Genomic DNA, 17,259 nt, shown 5'->3' on the forward strand with positions numbered 1-17,259 from the left:
CTATACTCTCATATTTTCTCAGTATATTGCGGCAATTGCAAATAAATGTGCGTACACTTGCTCACAAATATCCGTAAAACAATCATCTTCTTCATAACTTTTCGCCAGCACCATTCCGTAATTTTTAATAGCTTGTACTGCTTGCGTTGTAACCTCTACATTTTGTTGGATTAAAAACGATCGAATATTTCCCTCGTCTAGTTCATGAGTTTCTAATTGTAAACGACGACAAAAATGATGTAAAATCGTTTGCCACTCTATAGAAAACATCGGTATCGCCTCTTCACCTTTTACCGGAACGCCTACGTAATCAGGCATCTCCGTTAAAGCAAAGTCCAACTCATAACTACTTCGTAAAAATGAATCTTGTACCCCATTTTTACTATGGAATAGTCGTTGGTATACGAATTGCTTACAATGCTTTTTATAAAGCTGCCAATAAAGATGAAATTCCTCTTTCGTAATTGACTTAGGCTCATAAAAAGGGAAACGTTGCTTGTGAATAGTTAATTCTTGTACTTTACCTATAAAAGTATACCCATGAACATGAAGAAGATTCGTCCAATAAATAAATCTCGATGTGTTTGCATCATAGGTCACTAAATAAGACAAGCCTAGTGTTGTAGCATTTATCACCTTTTGCATAATTGGAGAAATAGAAATTTTTTGAATACCTTGTGTAGTTTGTCTTTGAGGTGTTTGAAAAAGCCACAATGGCTGTATAGCATTTTTCTCATAGCCAGATGTACGCAATAGCCACTTTTCATGAGAAATTGTACTACATTGAAATTCAATGGCAATTTGCTTTTGCTCCTTGATCAGAAGCATATCTGGCCGCTGTGAAAGCTTCTGTAAATAAGGCTCCAGCTTTACTGTATGCCCGAGTTTTCTCAGCCATTCAAATAATTGGACTTTTCCTTGCAAATGAAGTTTTGATTCACCCTCTGCAAATAACTGTACACAGCTATTAGTAGCAATATGAGCGAAATGAGGGATATTATATTGACCTATCTTTAATTGGACAGGCTGCTGGCATTGGGGACAATAAAATTTCATTTGCCGTCTATATCGTTGTAAAGCTTCCCTTGAATATTGGTATGGGAGAAAAATCTGCTGCTGCTCGTTATAGGCCATAAGCATAAAATCATCTCCTTTTTGACTAATAGTAAAGGAGCCTTTTTATAGCGACAAATAAAGAACGGCTTTTTCTTGAAATTTAATAATTGATATAAAAAGACTGTAAACAAACTTGATAATCATCAAGTTTGTCTACAGTCTAAGACACTGAATCAAGTACTCATTGCTTTAAATAAAATATTTTCGTACTGTTTCAAAGCAATCAAATTCCATAATTTTTTCGCCATATTCCTCTAAGCGATGGATTGTGAAATTCGATGGTATTAAAAATTCTTTGATAACCGCATTTCGATCGTGATGATTTAGTTCTTCATCTGCGTTCACGAAGTCAACTACCAAATAGTACCAATCTTCATATTTAAATAATGAGGAATCCACTAATTCATCTGTTATGCGTTTAGCTACAGGGATTAACTCATCAATATCTTTAAATTTATAAACATAAATGTCTGTATCCATAAATAATTCTGACTCATCAATGTCACCAAATTGAGTTAGTTGACTGAGAAGATCCTCTCCAACGTCCTCGAATGGAGCAAACATATCTTTGTGTTCACCAAATTGCGAAGAACCATCTAAGGTTTCACCGTCTTTTAAAATATGTGCACGTGTGACAATGATCTCTAAGCCTACTTCAGACGCATTGATATGAATCCAAATCGGACCTTCCACATCAAAATAATCCTCTGTGTTTACTTCATCAATCATATCCCAAAAAAGTTGTTCACCCTTTGCTCGATTGTACCAAATTTCTTCACGACTATAGCCGCGATCCTCTATATCATTGTACGTAATAAAGAGCTTGAGTGTATTTTCGTTTACACGTTCGATGTCCACTAGACCTCATCTCCCTTCACTGTCATTTGTCGAAAAACAGTTTTGTTTCATTAGTATGCTATTATTCATTGTTTTTAACCTCATACTTCATTTTTGTTTTTCAACCTTTGACCACACTACAGTAAACCCATCGAGCAACCGAAATCAAAAATTAATGTCCACAGTTGTCTCTAATTATATTGTATGCTGTTCTGTCATAAAATGAAAAGGATATACACCGTTTTCACAGAAGATATTTGAATTATTGAAATTGTAGTAAACTATTAAGCTTAAATCAAGTTTAACATACTTTACCGAATATATATGACTTTCCCCTATTATTTATTATACTTTATATAGAAGGTTTTTCATAAGTAAAACACAAAAAAATAGATGTCACAATATGCTGATTGCATATGTAACATCTAATACTTATTCTATGATGAATACGGCAATATTAGTTCACCATACGCTGTGCTTCTTGCAGTTGATAAGCACGAACTTTACGTGGTAGGAAACGGCGAATTTCATCCTCGTTGTAGCCGACCTGTAAACGTTTCTCATCTAAAATAATGGGACGACGTAATAAGCCTGGATACTCTTGAATTAATTCATATAAACGTTGTAATGGCAAGCTTTCAACATCAACATTCAATTTTTGGAAAATCTTTGATCGAGTTGAAATAATTTCATCCGTACCATCCTCTGTCATACGCAAAATTTCTTTAATTTCACTAATGCTTAATGGTTCAGAAAATATATTACGTTCTGTATATGGGATTTCATGCTCCTCTAACCATGCTTTAGCTTTTCGGCAAGACGTACAACTTGGTGATGTAAATAAAGTTACTATCATACTGACACATCCTTTCCTTTTAATCATTATCTATAAACTATTGTATTAAATTAGAATTAATGTAATGTAAATCTACATACCATTATACAGTACTCTGAGATGTTTGAATATAGTTCCAATAAAAAAAGAATAACCATTTCACACGAATTTTTCTGTCTTTTCACATAAACTTCAAAGTTGTTACTCCTGGGTGTCTAATGAACTACTAATAATATTCCCAATCGCTGAGCATTTTAAACATCCACTGCTTGATTATTTTTGTTCTCATTTAAAAAATTTAAACGAGAATATTGTCAATTCTGTGTGTACAATATAGACGTTTATTTACTAATATCGGTTGCATTTCCAAATAAATAGATCGTTACCATAACGTGTGGTTGATTTTCGTTCCGGCTGGGTGCTTTCCCGGGGGCGTTCGATGAGCCCCAGGGAGTCGCCCAGCCTCCACGCCAATCAACTTATGTATATGGAATCTGTTTTAACAAATGTCATCCGGAACTTTTGGTGATAAGCCACACCCTAATATAATTTACGATATCGCTACAATGCTTTTCGCTTTCGCACAGAAAACATTTGTTGCTGCACGAAAATAAAAAAGCAGCAAAAGTAGCATATAATTTTTTTCCGAAAAAGAACACCGCCAAAAGTCTGACTTTACACACTTGCTTTTCACCGTGCCTTTATAATATAATTTTTTGCAATAAATCAATTTTGTCTTTGGTGAATTCACCTCATCTATACAGATGGAAGACAGTTATTGAGCTAAAAAACGCTGACGAAGAGTAGTACATTTGCCTTTTACACGTTTAGAGAGTCTGTGGTTGCTGCAAACAGATCGTGTAAGCATTTGGAATGGACTTCCGAGTTAGCTTTGTGAACGACTTAGTTTTTACTTAAGTCTATTAGCAAAGCTCGTCCCTTCACGTTACGAAGTAAAGTGGCCTTTTTAGGCAAGCTGGGTGGTACCGCGGATTCAAACATCATTCGTCCCTTCATTAGAAAACTAATGAGGACGCATGATGTTTTTTTATTTTGGGACGAAATTCAAGGAGGAAATGACAATGACAACTATTTTTTCAGGCGTACAGCCAACGGGTATTGTAACTTTAGGGAACTATTTAGGTGCATTTAAGCAATTCCCTGCATTACAAGATGAAGGAGATGCTGTTTATTGTATCGTCGATCAGCATGCAATAACAGTGGCACAAGATCCAAAAGAATTACGTCAAAATATTCGCAACCTAGCAGCTACGTATATTGCTACTGGCATCGACCCTAAAAAATCTACATTATTTATTCAATCAGAAGTGCCAGCTCATGCACAGGCAGGCTGGATGTTACAATGTGTTGCATCGATTGGTGAGCTTGAACGTATGACACAATTTAAAGATAAGTCTCACGGTAAGGAAAGCGTATCTGCCGCTCTTTTAACATATCCACCATTGATGGCAGCAGACATCCTTTTGTATAACACAAACATTGTTCCTGTCGGTGATGATCAGAAGCAGCATATTGAGCTTACTCGTGATCTTGCAGAGCGCTTTAACAAACGTTATGATGATGTTTTAACGATTCCTGAAATTCAATTACCTAAAGCAGGAGCTCGTATCAAATCACTACAAGAACCTACAAAGAAAATGAGTAAATCTGATCCAAATACAAAAGCGACCATCAAGCTTTTAGATTCAGCGAAAGATATTGAGAAAAAAATTAAGTCTGCTGTTACTGATTCTGATGGTATTGTGGCATTTGATGTGGAAAATAAACCTGGTGTTTCAAATTTACTAACAATCGAATCTGCCATTTCAAGCGTATCTATTGACGATCTTGTGAAAAAATACGAAGGCGTTGGCTATGGTGGTTTCAAACAAGGTGTTGCAGCAACGGTTATTGATCACCTGACATCAATTCAAGAGAGATTCTATAACTTGGTAGAATCATCAGAATTAGACATCATTTTAGATGAAGGTGCTGAAAAGGCAAATGCTATTGCTAGTGCTACATTAAAACGCATGGAAGAAGCAATGGGCCTTGGTCGTGCACGTCGCTAAAAAGAAAGCTTTTTGTTATAACGAAGAGATGATTGTAAGAGCTTGGCCAAAAAGAGAGTAATTTAAGAGTTACATCTTATTCTTTTTCATTTAAAGTTTTATCATAACCAAGATCGAATACAACAGCGCATAACACAATGGCTGATCCAATAGCCATATAAAACGCTGATGTATGTGCCATGAACTTAAAAACCACTATCCAGGAATATCCGAGTGTCCGATAATTCAAATACAAGATGAGATTCCCTACGGAGAGAATCAAAAAGCCATAGCTCATTAAAAATAAAAAGAGTCGGAACAAGATAAGGGCATCCTTTCTATTTCTTCTTAATTATCATCTATTCATAAAACTATAAAAAAAGACGTCAGCCACGTAAATTGGGCTGACGTTTTTTTATGTTATTGAAAGACTAATCGAACAGAATAGACTTATAGCAGTGAAGCGACTGTACATCTGTTGTTACTGCCACTATTTTTCCGCATATAAAGACGTTTTGCTGCAGAGCGGTTGATTGGAGTGGAGACTGGGCGACTCCTTGGGGATTAGCGATAGAGGAACGAAGGCTAAAACCATCACGTCCTGTGATAACCCCTTCGTGACCAACATCGGTGCTGCTGCCGCTACGTTAGCACTACGCTTTCGCGCAAAAAACATCTGTTGGCCCGAGACCCTGCAGCGGCTCATCGGACGCCCCCAGGAAGCTCTGCTCTGCGCAAAAGCGTAGCGTCAGCGGCAAATGTTTTATCTGTGCTAAAGCGAAGCGTCAGCAACAATTGTTTTATCTGTGCGAAAGCGTAGCGACAGCAACAACAAAGCGCCCAGTTGGAACGGAAATCAACCACTCGTTTTGCAGAAGAGCCTTGGTGAATACTAAAAATCAGTGGAAGTTGAAGAACCTCCCACTGATTAAAGTTTTACTTTATTATTCCTCGATTTTTTTGAATAGTAGACTAGCGTTGTGTCCACCAAACCCAAGTGAGTTACTCATAGCATATTGAATATCTGCTTGTCGAGCTTCATTCGGCACATAATCTAAATCACATTCTGGATCTGCGTCTGTTAAATTAATTGTCGGTGGTAAAATACCTTCTTTAAGTGCTAGCGCTGTGAAAATAGCTTCAACACCACCAGCTGCACCTAATAAGTGACCTGTCATTGATTTTGTAGAACTCATTGCAAGCTTATAGGCATGTTCACCAAAAACAGTTTTTACTGCCTGTGTTTCAAATAAATCATTGTATGGTGTACTTGTTCCATGTGCGTTAATATAGTCCACTTGTGAAACTTCTACACCGCCATCAGTTAAAGCTTGCATCATTGCACGAGAAGCACCTTCTCCTTCTGGAGCTGGAGCTGTAATATGATGTGCATCTCCTGTTGCACCATAGCCAAGAACTTCTGCGTAGATTTTTGCACCGCGTGCTTTTGCATGTTCATACTCTTCCAAAATAACAATACCCGCACCTTCACCGATAATGAAACCATCGCGATTTTTATCGAATGGACGGCAAGCTGTTTCTGGATCTGTATTTAAAGATAAAGCAGTATTTGCACAGAAGCCCGCTACTGCCATCGTAACGATTGGCGACTCAGCACCACCAGAAATCATAACATCTGCATCGCCACGTTCAATTACTTTAAAAGCATCCCCAATGGAGTTTGTTCCTGAAGCACAAGCCGTTACTGAACAAGAGTTAATGCCCTTTGCCCCAAAGTGAATCGACACTTGGCCTGAAGCCATATCCGGAATCATCATGGGAATAAAGAATGGACTTACACGTCTTGCTCCACGCTCTTGGAAAGTTAAAAACTGTTGTTCATATGTTTCCATCCCACCGATTCCAGAGCCAATCCAGACACCTGCACGTGGTGCTAGCTCTTCATCGATTGTTAATTGTGCATCTTCCATCGCCATGATGGATGCTGCTAAAGCATACTGTGTAAAGCGATCCATTTTACGTGCTTCTTTACGTTCAATATACTTTTCTATATTAAAATCTTTCACTTCAGCAGCAATTTTCGCTGCGAAAAGATCTTTATTTAAACGTGTTAACTCGCCAACGCCAGATTTTCCAGCTTTAATGTTAGTCCATGTTTCTTCGATGCTATTTCCTAGTGGTGTAACTGCGCCAATTCCTGTAATTACTACTCGTCGTTTACTCATTGTCTTACTCCCCTCAAGCATTTTTCGTTTTTATTTTCCCCATCTTATTGTAACGGCGCCCCATGTTAAGCCACCGCCAAATCCAACAAGTACTAATAAATCATCATCTTTTATCTTACCTGCTTCAAGCTCATCTACCAAGGAAATACCAATAGATGCTGCAGACGTATTCCCATATTTGTGAATCGTTTTTGACATTTTTTCCGGTGGTAGCTCTAAACGCTCACGAGCTGATTCCATAATTCGAATATTCGCCTGATGCGGCACTAAAAAATCTACGTCGTCTTTTGTTAAACCTGCTTTTTCTAAAACGTTTATTGCAGATTCACCCATTTGACGAACGGCAAACTTAAATACTTCACGGCCATTCATAGCGATTGTATCTTGCTGTGTTAAATACAAGTTCTTACCACCTGTACCGTCAGCTCCAAGCTCAAATGATAAAATACCTCTACCTTCTGATACTGGACCAACAATCGCTGCACTTGCACCGTCACCGAATAATACAGCAGTATTGCGATCTTCCCAATCAAGTACTTTCGACAGCTTTTCAACACCTACTACTAGGACATATTTATAAGCATTTGATTCTACAAATTGCTTTGCTGTCACTAAACTATATATAAATCCTGCACAAGCAGCAGCTTGATCCATCGCAGCTGCATTGACTGCTCCGATTTGCTCCTGAACCATACATGCTACACTTGGAAAGTTTTGATCTTGTGTTACAGTTGCAACAAGGATTAATCCTATTTCCTCTGGCGTAATACCTGCTTTTGCAATAGCCTCCTTAGCAGCAGCTACTGCTAAATCTGACGTATCCTGATCATCTGCGGCAAAACGACGTTCTTCAATCCCCGTGCGTGTTCGAATCCATTCATCCGAAGTGTCCATCATTTTTTCTAAATCAAAATTTGTAACGACCTTCTCCGGAACGTATTTGCCAATTCCTATAATACCAGCGTTCATTTAGCAACCCCTCTGCTTTCTTACTATCAATTATTAGTAACTGGTCATAATTATAACTCATAATGAAGGAGAGGTGCAAGATGAATTAAATTTAACGTCTTAAAACTAGTAGTATCAAGGGTCTCCAATCAACTTATATACATGGCATAAGATTTAACAAATGTCATCTACAACTTTTAGAGCTGATGCAGGAAAAAGCGTATTTTTGGGGATAAGTGAGGCTGAAAAATTTAATAATGGCGGTTAATGAAAAAAAGCTGCAAATAGATCTGCAGCTTTAGCCTAACAATTGCTAACATATATTATCAACAACGTAAAAGTCGATATCGTAAAAAGATGAGAGATGGCTCTCGCATGAATCTGCGTACGTCCAATCTATTCTCTAATAGGTCGTTAAGGACCACGTTTTCTTTGTAACACTTAGCGCTCTGAAGAAATCGCTTGATGGGTTGCAACACAGAAGGTTTCAAACGACGTGTTGTACTTTTCTTTTTGTTAGGTTTGCTACCGTAGTTGTGTCAACGTAATGGCTGACGCTTTAATCGTCTGGTGTTGCGGTGGTGTTTTTGGTTCAATAAACAACGTTGAGTAATACGCATCCGCAATGGTAATCAAGTAAATCACAAAAAGTAATTGTTTCATTCAATGGTTCAAAAATTCATTTCTCCCTTTTTTCAGTTCTATCAATTCGAATTGTCTAGTTATATTACGAATGATACTTAAAAAAGTTTCAAATTTAAAATAACCCACGCACAGATGACCCAAATAAGCCACCTCGGTATGAAATAGCTTAGGTTTGAATAATAGATAACCAAACGTTAACCCTTTTACTCTATAAAATAATATTGGAGCGTGTATGAACCATGCTATTTTTTATCCAATACTTCAACCTTTTCTTTACTCTTTTTCTCTATAACTTTTTCAATCATTAAAACAATGATAATAATCATACCTGCCAACAATAATGAAAAAATCATGTTTTCACATTAATGTAGAAGCTAAGAAAAGATACACTTCCGGAAACAGTAGGAAATCGAAAATAGATATGAACCAATCGAATATTTTGCCATCTAAAATATTCTCAATTGATGGTATCGTGATAAATTCGCCATGTTTCACAGAAAAGGTTCTTTTTTTTTCGATTTATGTTATGATATGATAATGAATATGTAGTAAAACTTTATGATATAAAAAAGTTCGGTTGAGGTGAAATTAATGCAATATATCGTAACATTCATATGGTCATTCCTACTAGTTACAATGTTAAACTACGTAGTAAGCTCTGTACTTGGTACAACGTTTGATTTCCAAACTGCTGTTGTCACATCAGTTGTATTTACAATTCTTGTTTTCATCATCGGTGCAGTTATTCCAAACGAGTCAACTCCAGAAGCTGCAGACAATCATTAATTCAACTAGAAAAAACCTGTTTCGCTCAATGCGGAACAGGTTTTTTTTGTTATTTTTCAACAACACATTGGCCATCATGCATTCTAATGTGCAATGTTTCTCCTGGTAATACTTCACCTCGAAGCAATTCTTTTGCAACCGCCGTTTCAATATAACGTTGCACGAAGCGTTTTAATGGTCTTGCACCAAACTGAGCATCTGCTCCTTGTTCTACAACCCAATCAACTACATTTTGTTCTACTTGTAAAGTAATGTCTTGCTCTGCAACTCGTTTGACAAGCTGTTCGATATATTTCCATGCAATAGCTGTAAAATGCTCATCTGATAGTGCATGGAACATAATAATATCATCCATACGATTTAACAGCTCTGGCTTAAAATGTTGACGCAGTGCAGCCATCACTACATCCTCAACAGCAGCATCGTCTTCTTTTGCTTCCATTAAATAGCTTGAGCCAATATTAGAAGTTAAAATGACCACCGTGTTCGTAAAGTTGACCATACGCCCTTGGCTATCAGTAATGCGCCCATCATCTAAAATTTGTAGTAAAATATTCGCGACATCAGGATGGGCCTTTTCAATTTCATCTAATAATACAACTGAATACGGATTTCGGCGAACAGCTTCTGTTAATTGCCCACCTTCCTCATAGCCAACATAGCCTGGAGGTGCCCCTACAAGACGTGATACGCTATGTTTCTCCATATATTCACTCATATCAATGCGAATAAAATGATCCTCAGAATCAAACAACTGTGCCGCTAGTGCCTTCGCAAGCTCTGTTTTACCAACACCTGTTGGCCCTAGGAATAAAAAACTACCAATTGGTCGATGTGGGTCTTTGATACCTGCACGAGCACGCCATACCGCTTCTGTAACAAGCTGTACAGCATTATCTTGTCCGATTACACGCTCATGCAATGTATCTTTTAAGCGCAATAATTTTTCACGCTCACCTTCTACTAATTTCGTCACTGGTATTCCTGTCCAACGTGAAACGATTGATGCGATTTCATCAGCTGTTACCTCTTCACGTAAAATACGTGATTCCGTACCATTCTCTAATTGTTTTTCCATCTCTTGAATGTCCTTTTCAAGTGTAGGAATTTTCCCATGACGTAGTTCGGCTGCTTTATTTAAATCATATTTACTTTCTGCTTCATCTAAGTCACGGCGGTATTTATCAAGTTTTTCACGTTTTTTCTGAATGCCATGTAACGCTTCTTTTTCGGTTTCCCATTGTTTACGCATGCCCTCAGAGGATTCTTTAAGCTTTGTTAATTCCTCGCTGAGTTGCTCTAGACGCTTTTTACTTGCCTCGTCTTTTTCCTTACGCAACGCTTGCTCCTCAATTTCGAGCTGCATAATACGGCGCGTTACTGCATCCAATTCCTGTGGCATGGAATCAATTTCTGTTCGAATCATCGCACATGCTTCATCGATTAAATCGATGGCCTTATCTGGCAGGAAACGCTCTGTAATATAGCGATTAGAAAGCTCCGCTGCCGCTACGATTGCACGGTCATGAATACGTACTGCATGATGTAACTCAAAACGCTCTTTCAAGCCTCGTAAAATGGAAACTGTATCTTCAATAGATGGCTCTCGTACAAGCACCTGCTGGAAACGGCGCTCTAAAGCAGGATCTTTTTCAATATACATACGGTATTCATCTAATGTTGTAGCCCCGATACAATGTAACTCACCTCGTGCAAGCATTGGCTTTAGCATATTTCCCGTGTCCATTGCACCATCCATTTTACCTGCGCCAACAATTGTATGGATTTCATCGATAAATAAAATAATGCGCCCCTCTGATTCTTTTACTTCTTTTAATACACCTTTTAAGCGCTCTTCAAATTGACCACGATAACTAGCACCTGCTATTAAGGCACTCATATCCAACTCATACAGTATGCAATCCTTTAACCCTTCAGGAACATCGCCCTTTACTATACGTTGGGCTAATCCTTCTACAATAGCAGTTTTACCAACCCCCGGCTCACCTATTAAGACAGGGTTATTTTTCGTTTTGCGTGTTAAAATGCGAATGACATTACGAATTTCTTCATCACGGCCGATAACCGGGTCCATTTTACCATTTTTTACTTCTTCAATTAAATTACGTCCAAATTGCTCTAATGGTTTTTTGTCATTTGTTTGTTGAAATTGCATATTTAGCACTCCTTTTCAATAATGTTAAGCGGAATCCCGTTTGCCATTCTATTTCATAAAAAATGTTTGACCTTTTTTGACTAACTTTATTTTACAACACTCGACAAACCATAGCAAAGAATTAGCCCTAAAATTTCTTCACTTATAACTGGAAAATTACGTTATAATAAAAGTATATTTCTTATATTTAGTAAATTACTCACCTTATTTTGTAATAATTAAACAATTTTTATGAAAAAAGAAAGAGATGTGTTGAAGATATGACTATTATGGATAATATACAAAAGAAATTTCACGATCTTTTTCAAAAGCACGGTGTTTTTATTAAAGTAAATAAGGATAGTAAAATCTTTTTAGAGGGCGAACGTGCGAAAGAAATTTATTATATAAAAACAGGAACTATCTCGATTAGTCAGGAAACGGAGAATGGGAAGGAATTAACCATTCGTATTTGTGGTCCAGATAGTATCATTGGAGAAGGCTCATTATTTTGTAACCTTACGTATAATTCGATGACCGCTAAAGTATTAGAGCCCTCCAGCTTATATGTTCTAAGCCGTGAATCATTGGAACTTTTACTAGTGGAACAACCTATTTTAATGGTGGAATATATGAAGTGGTTGCAAACAGAAAATTTAAAGCATCAAAGTCGTTTGCGTGATTTGATTTTAAATGGGAAAAAGGGCGCTTTATTTTCAACGCTTATCCGCCTTTCGAATACTTATGGGAAGCCTTTAGAAAATGACACTATATATATTGACTTCCCGTTAACAAATACAGAGATCGCTAATTTATGTGCGACGAGTCGAGAGATGATTAATCGCATGCTGAATGACTTAAAGAAGCACAATATTATATCTTTCGAAAAAGGTTATATAACCATTCACGATCTACAATTTTTAAAGGATGAAATCGCCTGTGAGAATTGTCCGTTACAAATATGTCGTATTGATTAATAGCAACATGCAAAATCCCCGCTTATGAGTTATAAGCGGGGATTTTGTGTTCTATTATGTAAATAAATAAAGTAAGACTCTTCTGCAAAGCAAGGGGTTGATTTCCGTTCCGGCTGGGCGCTTTGTTGCTGCCGCTACGTTAGCACTACGCTTTCGCACAGAGCAAAGCTTCCTGGGGGCGTCCGATGAGCCGCTTCGCTGCGCTGCAGGGTCTCGGGCCAACACGATGTTGGTCACGAAGGCGTTATCACAGGACGTGATGCTTTTAGCCTTCGTTCCTCTATTGCTGATCCCCGAGGAGTCGCCCAGCCTCCACTCCAATCAACCACTTCACATAGCGTGTATCTTCTTGCATGTTACTAAAATTCATAGTGATACAACAAAAAACTTTAGCAACAATGTTTTGTCTGTGCGAAAGCGAAGCGACAGCAACAATTGTTGTATTTCAGATAGTAAAGCGTCAGCAACACCAGATGTACAATAGCGTCATTATTATAAGTTTCTTCTGTTGTTTTATGATGAGTAGCTTGGAACAGAAATCTTCCTCATTTAAAGCACGCCACAGTCACAAAGATTACTTTAACTATTTTGTATTTCAAAAACAGAAAAAATCCCCGCTTACTGTTGCAAGCGGGGATTTTTTATCGTGCTTTAGTGGACTTAGCGTACACCTAATGCCATTTTGGCATAGCGTGACATTCTATCTTTTGACCAAGGTGGATTCCATACAATATTGACATTTGTACTTTTTACCTCTGGAAGCTCACCTAAAGCTGTATTCACTTGATCAACAATAACAGGTCCCATTGGGCAGCCCATAGACGTTAGCGTCATTGTAACGGTTGCTACACCTTCTTCATCTAACTCTACATCATATACTAAACCTAAGTTGACGATATCAATACCAAGCTCAGGGTCAATTACATTTTCTAATGCACCGAACATGCTGTCTTTCATATCTTGATCCATCTGTATTTCTCCTTCCGTCACAGTGTTAACTTAATCATAGCAGATGCATCTTATTATGCCAAATGCTGTGCAAGCCATTCAGTTGCTGCTAACATACCGTCACGTGACACAGCATGACCCGCTTTCTTATTAGCTAAAAATTTTAAGTTTTCTGGATTTGTTTCATAATATTTGCGTAAAGTTAAATAAAAATTATACGTTTCATTGAAAGGTACAGTTTTATCTAACTCCCCATGCCAAAATAGTACAGGTCGTCCTGCAAATTTGTCTGGTGTTAGGCTGACATCATATTTAGCTAGAAGCTCATTCGTTTGTTTTACTTCTTCTTCAGACATTGGTAGATTCACACCGTTTTTAGCAAATTGCTGTAATTGATACTCCGCTAATTTAATAAAACTTGGTGCACCCATACATACCGCTGCTGTTTTGATCCAATCATAACGCTTTAAACAGCCTGATGTTACAATTCCACCCATCGATGTACCAGCAATGCCAATCTTATCGTTCACTAATAATTTTTTATTCTTTAATTCATTATATAATTGTTCAACTTCATGAATAGAATTTAAAACAATATCCCAAAAATGTAAGCTCATTTGCATCTCAGACAGGCCTTCACTACGGTCGCCATGTAATTTTGCATCTGGTAATAGGACACGCACCCCTCTTCCTACTAATTGATATGCATAATGTAAGTTATGTTCTTTTGCACTCATGAAACCATGTAAAAAAATCACTACCGGGGTTTCTTCATTCATATTTTCCGTATGTATATGTAATAAAGGAATATTTCCCCACAATTCTTTCTCAACAATCATCTTTGTCACTCCCAATTTTTGTCTCATCTTTATGTTAGCAAACTTTTCTCACTGTGACAAAATTTTGACGAATGGTTTACAAAGAGATACTATTCAAATTATAGGAAAGGGGCAATAAGCTATGAAACCGCATTTAATCGTTTTGGACTTAGATGGTACGTTATTAACGGACCATCAACAAATTTCAGCAAAAACTAAAAAAACATTATTGCAGGCAAAGGAACAAGGCCATCAAGTTATGATTGCTACAGGTCGTCCTTATCGTGCGAGTGATATTTACTATCACGAGCTTGGCCTTACAACGCCCATCGTGAATTTTAATGGTGCTTACGTCCACCATCCAAAAAATGCTGCTTGGCAAACTATGCATACTCCTATTGATTTAGGCGTAGTGCATGATGTCGTCGATTCCATTAATAGCTATGAATATGAAAATATTATTGCGGAAGTTAAGGACGATATTTATGTGCATACTGAGGATGAACGGATTTTAAATATTTTTAATATGGGGAATCCAAAAATCACTCTTGGGGATCTCTATACCCATTTACTTGATAACCCAACTAGTTTACTGATTCAAGCGAATGATGTAAATTCGATGATTATTCGTGATCATTTACAGGCTGTTCATGCAGAGGTCATTGAACATCGTCGTTGGGGTGCGCCACTTCACATTATTGAGATTGTTCGCCATGGTTTAAATAAAGCAGTAGGAATCGCTCATGTAGCAAAAGATTTGGGTATCCCACGCGAGCGCATTATTGCATTCGGTGATGAAGATAACGATTTAGAAATGATCGATTATGCAGGCATCGGTGTAGCAATGGGCAATGGTATTCCTTCTTTAAAAAATATTGCCAACGAAATTACTACAACCAATAATGACGATGGCATCGCTAAAATACTCATCGAACGCTTGAAATTAACCTAGTTAAGTAGTAAGTTCAAAATGAATATCCCATGAACTTTATTTAGGAGTATCCTTTGCCCTTCAATGGGTACTTCATGAATAAAGTTATACATTACTATTCCTGGGTTGCAATTATACTGAAACTCGATATGATAATATATCTATATAACATTTTACTTGGAAGTAATTTCGAGAAATATAGAGTGGAAAGTGAACACTCGACACTTGTTCACCTGTTATGTAGTATAGGTATTTGAAAACTTCTCATATAGAGTTAAAAGAATGTTAAATTAGGGGGACAAATGATGAAAATTTTTACTGATAGTGGATGTGATTTACCAAAGTCCTACTACGAAGAAAACAATATTGAACTTCTTCCACTTCGAGTGCAATTGAACAATAATGAATATGATGATGTCATTACGATTGATTCCAAAGAAATTTACGATGCTATTCGTCAAGGTGCTCGCCCAAAAACATCCCAAGTATCACCAGAGCTATTTCTCAAGCACTTCGAAAATCTAGCAAAAAATGATGAAGAAGGAATCTATATTGCCTTTTCATCGGAATTATCAGGCACCTATAATACTGCGCTCATGATTCGCAATCAAGTACAGGAGCAATATCCATCCCTTAAATTAGCTATTATCGATTCTAAATGTGCTTCGCTAGGTTTCGGCTTATTAGTCGAAGAAGCCGTTCGCCTCCGAAATACAGGTACTTCATTTGAAGAAATCGAAGCAAAAATTAAAGCCCTCGCCCCACAAATAGAACATTTATTTACGGTAGAGGATTTAGATTACCTCGCTAAAGGTGGTCGTGTATCAAAGGCAAGCGCATTTCTTGGGGGGCTCCTAAGCATTAAACCTATTTTAAATGTAGAGGACGGTAAACTTGTGCCGATTGAAAAATCTCGCGGACGCAAAAAAGCCATCGCTCGCATGTTAGATTTAATGCAAGAGCGTGGTGATAATTTTTCTGAGAAAATCGTTGGTATTAGCCATAGTGACGATGTAGACTTTGCCAACGACGTAAAGGCTTCTATCCAAGAAAGATTTTCACCAAAAGCCATTCAAGTAACAATGATTGGTTCAGCTATCGGTTCACACGTAGGACCCGGTACAATCGCCATCTTCTTTACGAATAAAAGCTATCAAGCTTAACAAAAATCCCCTCCGCACTGAAAAGTGTTGAGGGGATTTATCATTTTATCTTGTATTAACTGCCTGTAAAATCAATAAGGGATGAAGCACCCTTTATTATTGAGCATCTTGTTCCTTACGTCGTACTTTACCTCGTCTAATAATAACAACTACAAATCCTATGAATAATAGCCATACAAATCCTAGTGCTACCATATAAGGTACATTTAAACCTTCATCATTTCTAACTTGATAAATCTCTACCATTTCGCGATTTAAAATAACCGGATAAACGTCTTTTCCATTAATACGAACTTTTTCTTCATTTAAAATACCATTTAGCATTTTACCTTCACCAATCTGAGCAGGTGTTAAATCAACGCGTTGTGTTTTACTTGTATTGTTAACCATGATGACCCATTTCTCTTTATCGGACGTACGTGTAAATACAAGTAGGCCATTTTCATTTGTGAGAACTTCAAAATCACCATTACGTAATGTCTCAGATTGATTACGTAAAGATTGGACATTTTTAATATAGTCGATTAATTCTGTATCTGTTTTAAAATTAAATGCTTGGTGCGTATCCGGCTTTGTTTCCCCGTTCATCGCAATTTCCGAACCATATTGTACAACTGGAATTCCTGGCATCATAAATAAAGCACCCAGCGCCATTTTCAAACGCGTTGGTGGGAACATATTTTCTGCTGCAGAATCAAATGTAAAACGACGCGTTTCTAGCGAATCAATCATAATCTGAGTTGGTTTCTTACCTGTAAAAGGTTCCATCAACTTAGTAGAATCCATATCAACATTTTTAAAGATATTACGGTAAATATCAGCTGAAGCTTTAGAAAAGCTTGCATCAAAGTTTGCATTACTTT

The 17,259-nt window shown here is 37.4% G+C and carries 14 protein-coding genes and 1 other annotated feature; of the genes, 5 read left to right on the forward strand and 9 right to left on the reverse strand.

Annotation, left to right across the window (positions count from 1 at the left end):
* Nucleotides 1–18: 18 nt before the first annotated feature.
* From ACFXN8_RS08420 to spxA, 3 genes are all read right to left on the reverse strand, one after another.
* Nucleotides 19–1,140, reverse strand: a complete 1,122-nt coding sequence (locus ACFXN8_RS08420; RefSeq protein WP_386844280.1) for a competence protein CoiA — start codon at nucleotides 1,138–1,140, stop codon at nucleotides 19–21.
* A 165-nt stretch (nucleotides 1,141–1,305) separates the two neighbouring features.
* Nucleotides 1,306–1,974, reverse strand: coding sequence for an adaptor protein MecA (gene mecA / locus ACFXN8_RS08425; protein WP_376071391.1), 669 nt, complete (start codon nucleotides 1,972–1,974; stop codon nucleotides 1,306–1,308).
* A 436-nt stretch (nucleotides 1,975–2,410) separates the two neighbouring features.
* The gene (gene spxA / locus ACFXN8_RS08430; RefSeq protein ID WP_024362527.1) at nucleotides 2,411–2,806 is read right to left on the reverse strand and encodes a transcriptional regulator SpxA; all 396 of its coding nucleotides are present in this window, start codon (nucleotides 2,804–2,806) and stop codon (nucleotides 2,411–2,413) included.
* Nucleotides 2,807–3,572: 766 nt separating this feature from the next.
* Nucleotides 3,573–3,804 (forward strand) — a binding site (T-box leader).
* Nucleotides 3,805–3,870: 66 nt separating this feature from the next.
* Between spxA and trpS the strand changes: the two genes are divergently transcribed.
* Nucleotides 3,871–4,860 (forward strand): tryptophan--tRNA ligase, encoded by a 990-nt coding sequence (gene trpS / locus ACFXN8_RS08435; protein ID WP_386844282.1) that lies wholly within the window; start codon nucleotides 3,871–3,873, stop codon nucleotides 4,858–4,860.
* 923 nt (nucleotides 4,861–5,783) lie between these two features.
* Here the strand turns inward: trpS and fabF are convergent.
* Both fabF and ACFXN8_RS08445 read right to left on the reverse strand, forming a co-directional pair.
* Nucleotides 5,784–7,025, reverse strand: a complete 1,242-nt coding sequence (fabF, locus tag ACFXN8_RS08440; RefSeq protein WP_386844284.1) for a beta-ketoacyl-ACP synthase II — start codon at nucleotides 7,023–7,025, stop codon at nucleotides 5,784–5,786.
* Nucleotides 7,026–7,055: 30 nt separating this feature from the next.
* Nucleotides 7,056–7,994, reverse strand: a complete 939-nt coding sequence (locus ACFXN8_RS08445; RefSeq protein ID WP_376071378.1) for a beta-ketoacyl-ACP synthase III — start codon at nucleotides 7,992–7,994, stop codon at nucleotides 7,056–7,058.
* 1,215 nt (nucleotides 7,995–9,209) lie between these two features.
* Here ACFXN8_RS08445 and ACFXN8_RS08450 point away from each other — a divergent pair.
* The gene (locus ACFXN8_RS08450) at nucleotides 9,210–9,404 is read left to right on the forward strand and encodes a YjzD family protein (protein WP_376071375.1); all 195 of its coding nucleotides are present in this window, start codon (nucleotides 9,210–9,212) and stop codon (nucleotides 9,402–9,404) included.
* A gap of 49 nt (nucleotides 9,405–9,453) precedes the next feature.
* Here the strand turns inward: ACFXN8_RS08450 and ACFXN8_RS08455 are convergent, their stop codons facing one another.
* Nucleotides 9,454–11,580 carry an ATP-dependent Clp protease ATP-binding subunit gene (locus tag ACFXN8_RS08455; protein WP_386844287.1) on the reverse strand — a complete coding sequence of 709 codons (2,127 nt, stop codon included), beginning with the start codon at nucleotides 11,578–11,580 and terminating at the stop codon, nucleotides 9,454–9,456.
* Between the two features lie 269 nt (nucleotides 11,581–11,849).
* On the opposite strand from ACFXN8_RS08455, the gene ACFXN8_RS08460 reads away from it, so the two are divergent.
* Entirely contained in the window at nucleotides 11,850–12,536 is a 687-nt protein-coding gene (locus ACFXN8_RS08460; RefSeq protein ID WP_376071370.1) for a Crp/Fnr family transcriptional regulator, read from the forward strand.
* Between the two features lie 660 nt (nucleotides 12,537–13,196).
* Here ACFXN8_RS08460 and ACFXN8_RS08465 read toward each other — a convergent pair.
* Nucleotides 13,197–13,505 (reverse strand): metal-sulfur cluster assembly factor, encoded by a 309-nt coding sequence (locus tag ACFXN8_RS08465; protein WP_370076718.1) that lies wholly within the window; start codon nucleotides 13,503–13,505, stop codon nucleotides 13,197–13,199.
* A gap of 53 nt (nucleotides 13,506–13,558) precedes the next feature.
* The gene (locus tag ACFXN8_RS08470; protein WP_376071363.1) at nucleotides 13,559–14,323 is read right to left on the reverse strand and encodes a prolyl oligopeptidase family serine peptidase; all 765 of its coding nucleotides are present in this window, start codon (nucleotides 14,321–14,323) and stop codon (nucleotides 13,559–13,561) included.
* Between the two features lie 121 nt (nucleotides 14,324–14,444).
* Between ACFXN8_RS08470 and ACFXN8_RS08475 the strand changes: the two genes are divergently transcribed.
* Nucleotides 14,445–15,254, forward strand: a complete 810-nt coding sequence (locus ACFXN8_RS08475) for a Cof-type HAD-IIB family hydrolase (RefSeq protein WP_376071361.1) — start codon at nucleotides 14,445–14,447, stop codon at nucleotides 15,252–15,254.
* Between the two features lie 284 nt (nucleotides 15,255–15,538).
* Nucleotides 15,539–16,396, forward strand: a complete 858-nt coding sequence (locus ACFXN8_RS08480; protein WP_386844358.1) for a DegV family protein — start codon at nucleotides 15,539–15,541, stop codon at nucleotides 16,394–16,396.
* Between the two features lie 96 nt (nucleotides 16,397–16,492).
* On the opposite strand, the gene ACFXN8_RS08485 is transcribed toward ACFXN8_RS08480, so the two are convergent.
* Nucleotides 16,493–17,259: alpha-glucosidase C-terminal domain-containing protein (locus ACFXN8_RS08485; protein WP_386844291.1), on the reverse strand; the 767-nt coding region annotated here is incomplete at its 5' end.

Origin of the sequence: Lysinibacillus sp. NPDC059133, assembly GCF_042755925.1 — a bacterium.
In the GTDB taxonomy this organism is placed as follows: domain Bacteria; phylum Bacillota; class Bacilli; order Bacillales_A; family Planococcaceae; genus Lysinibacillus.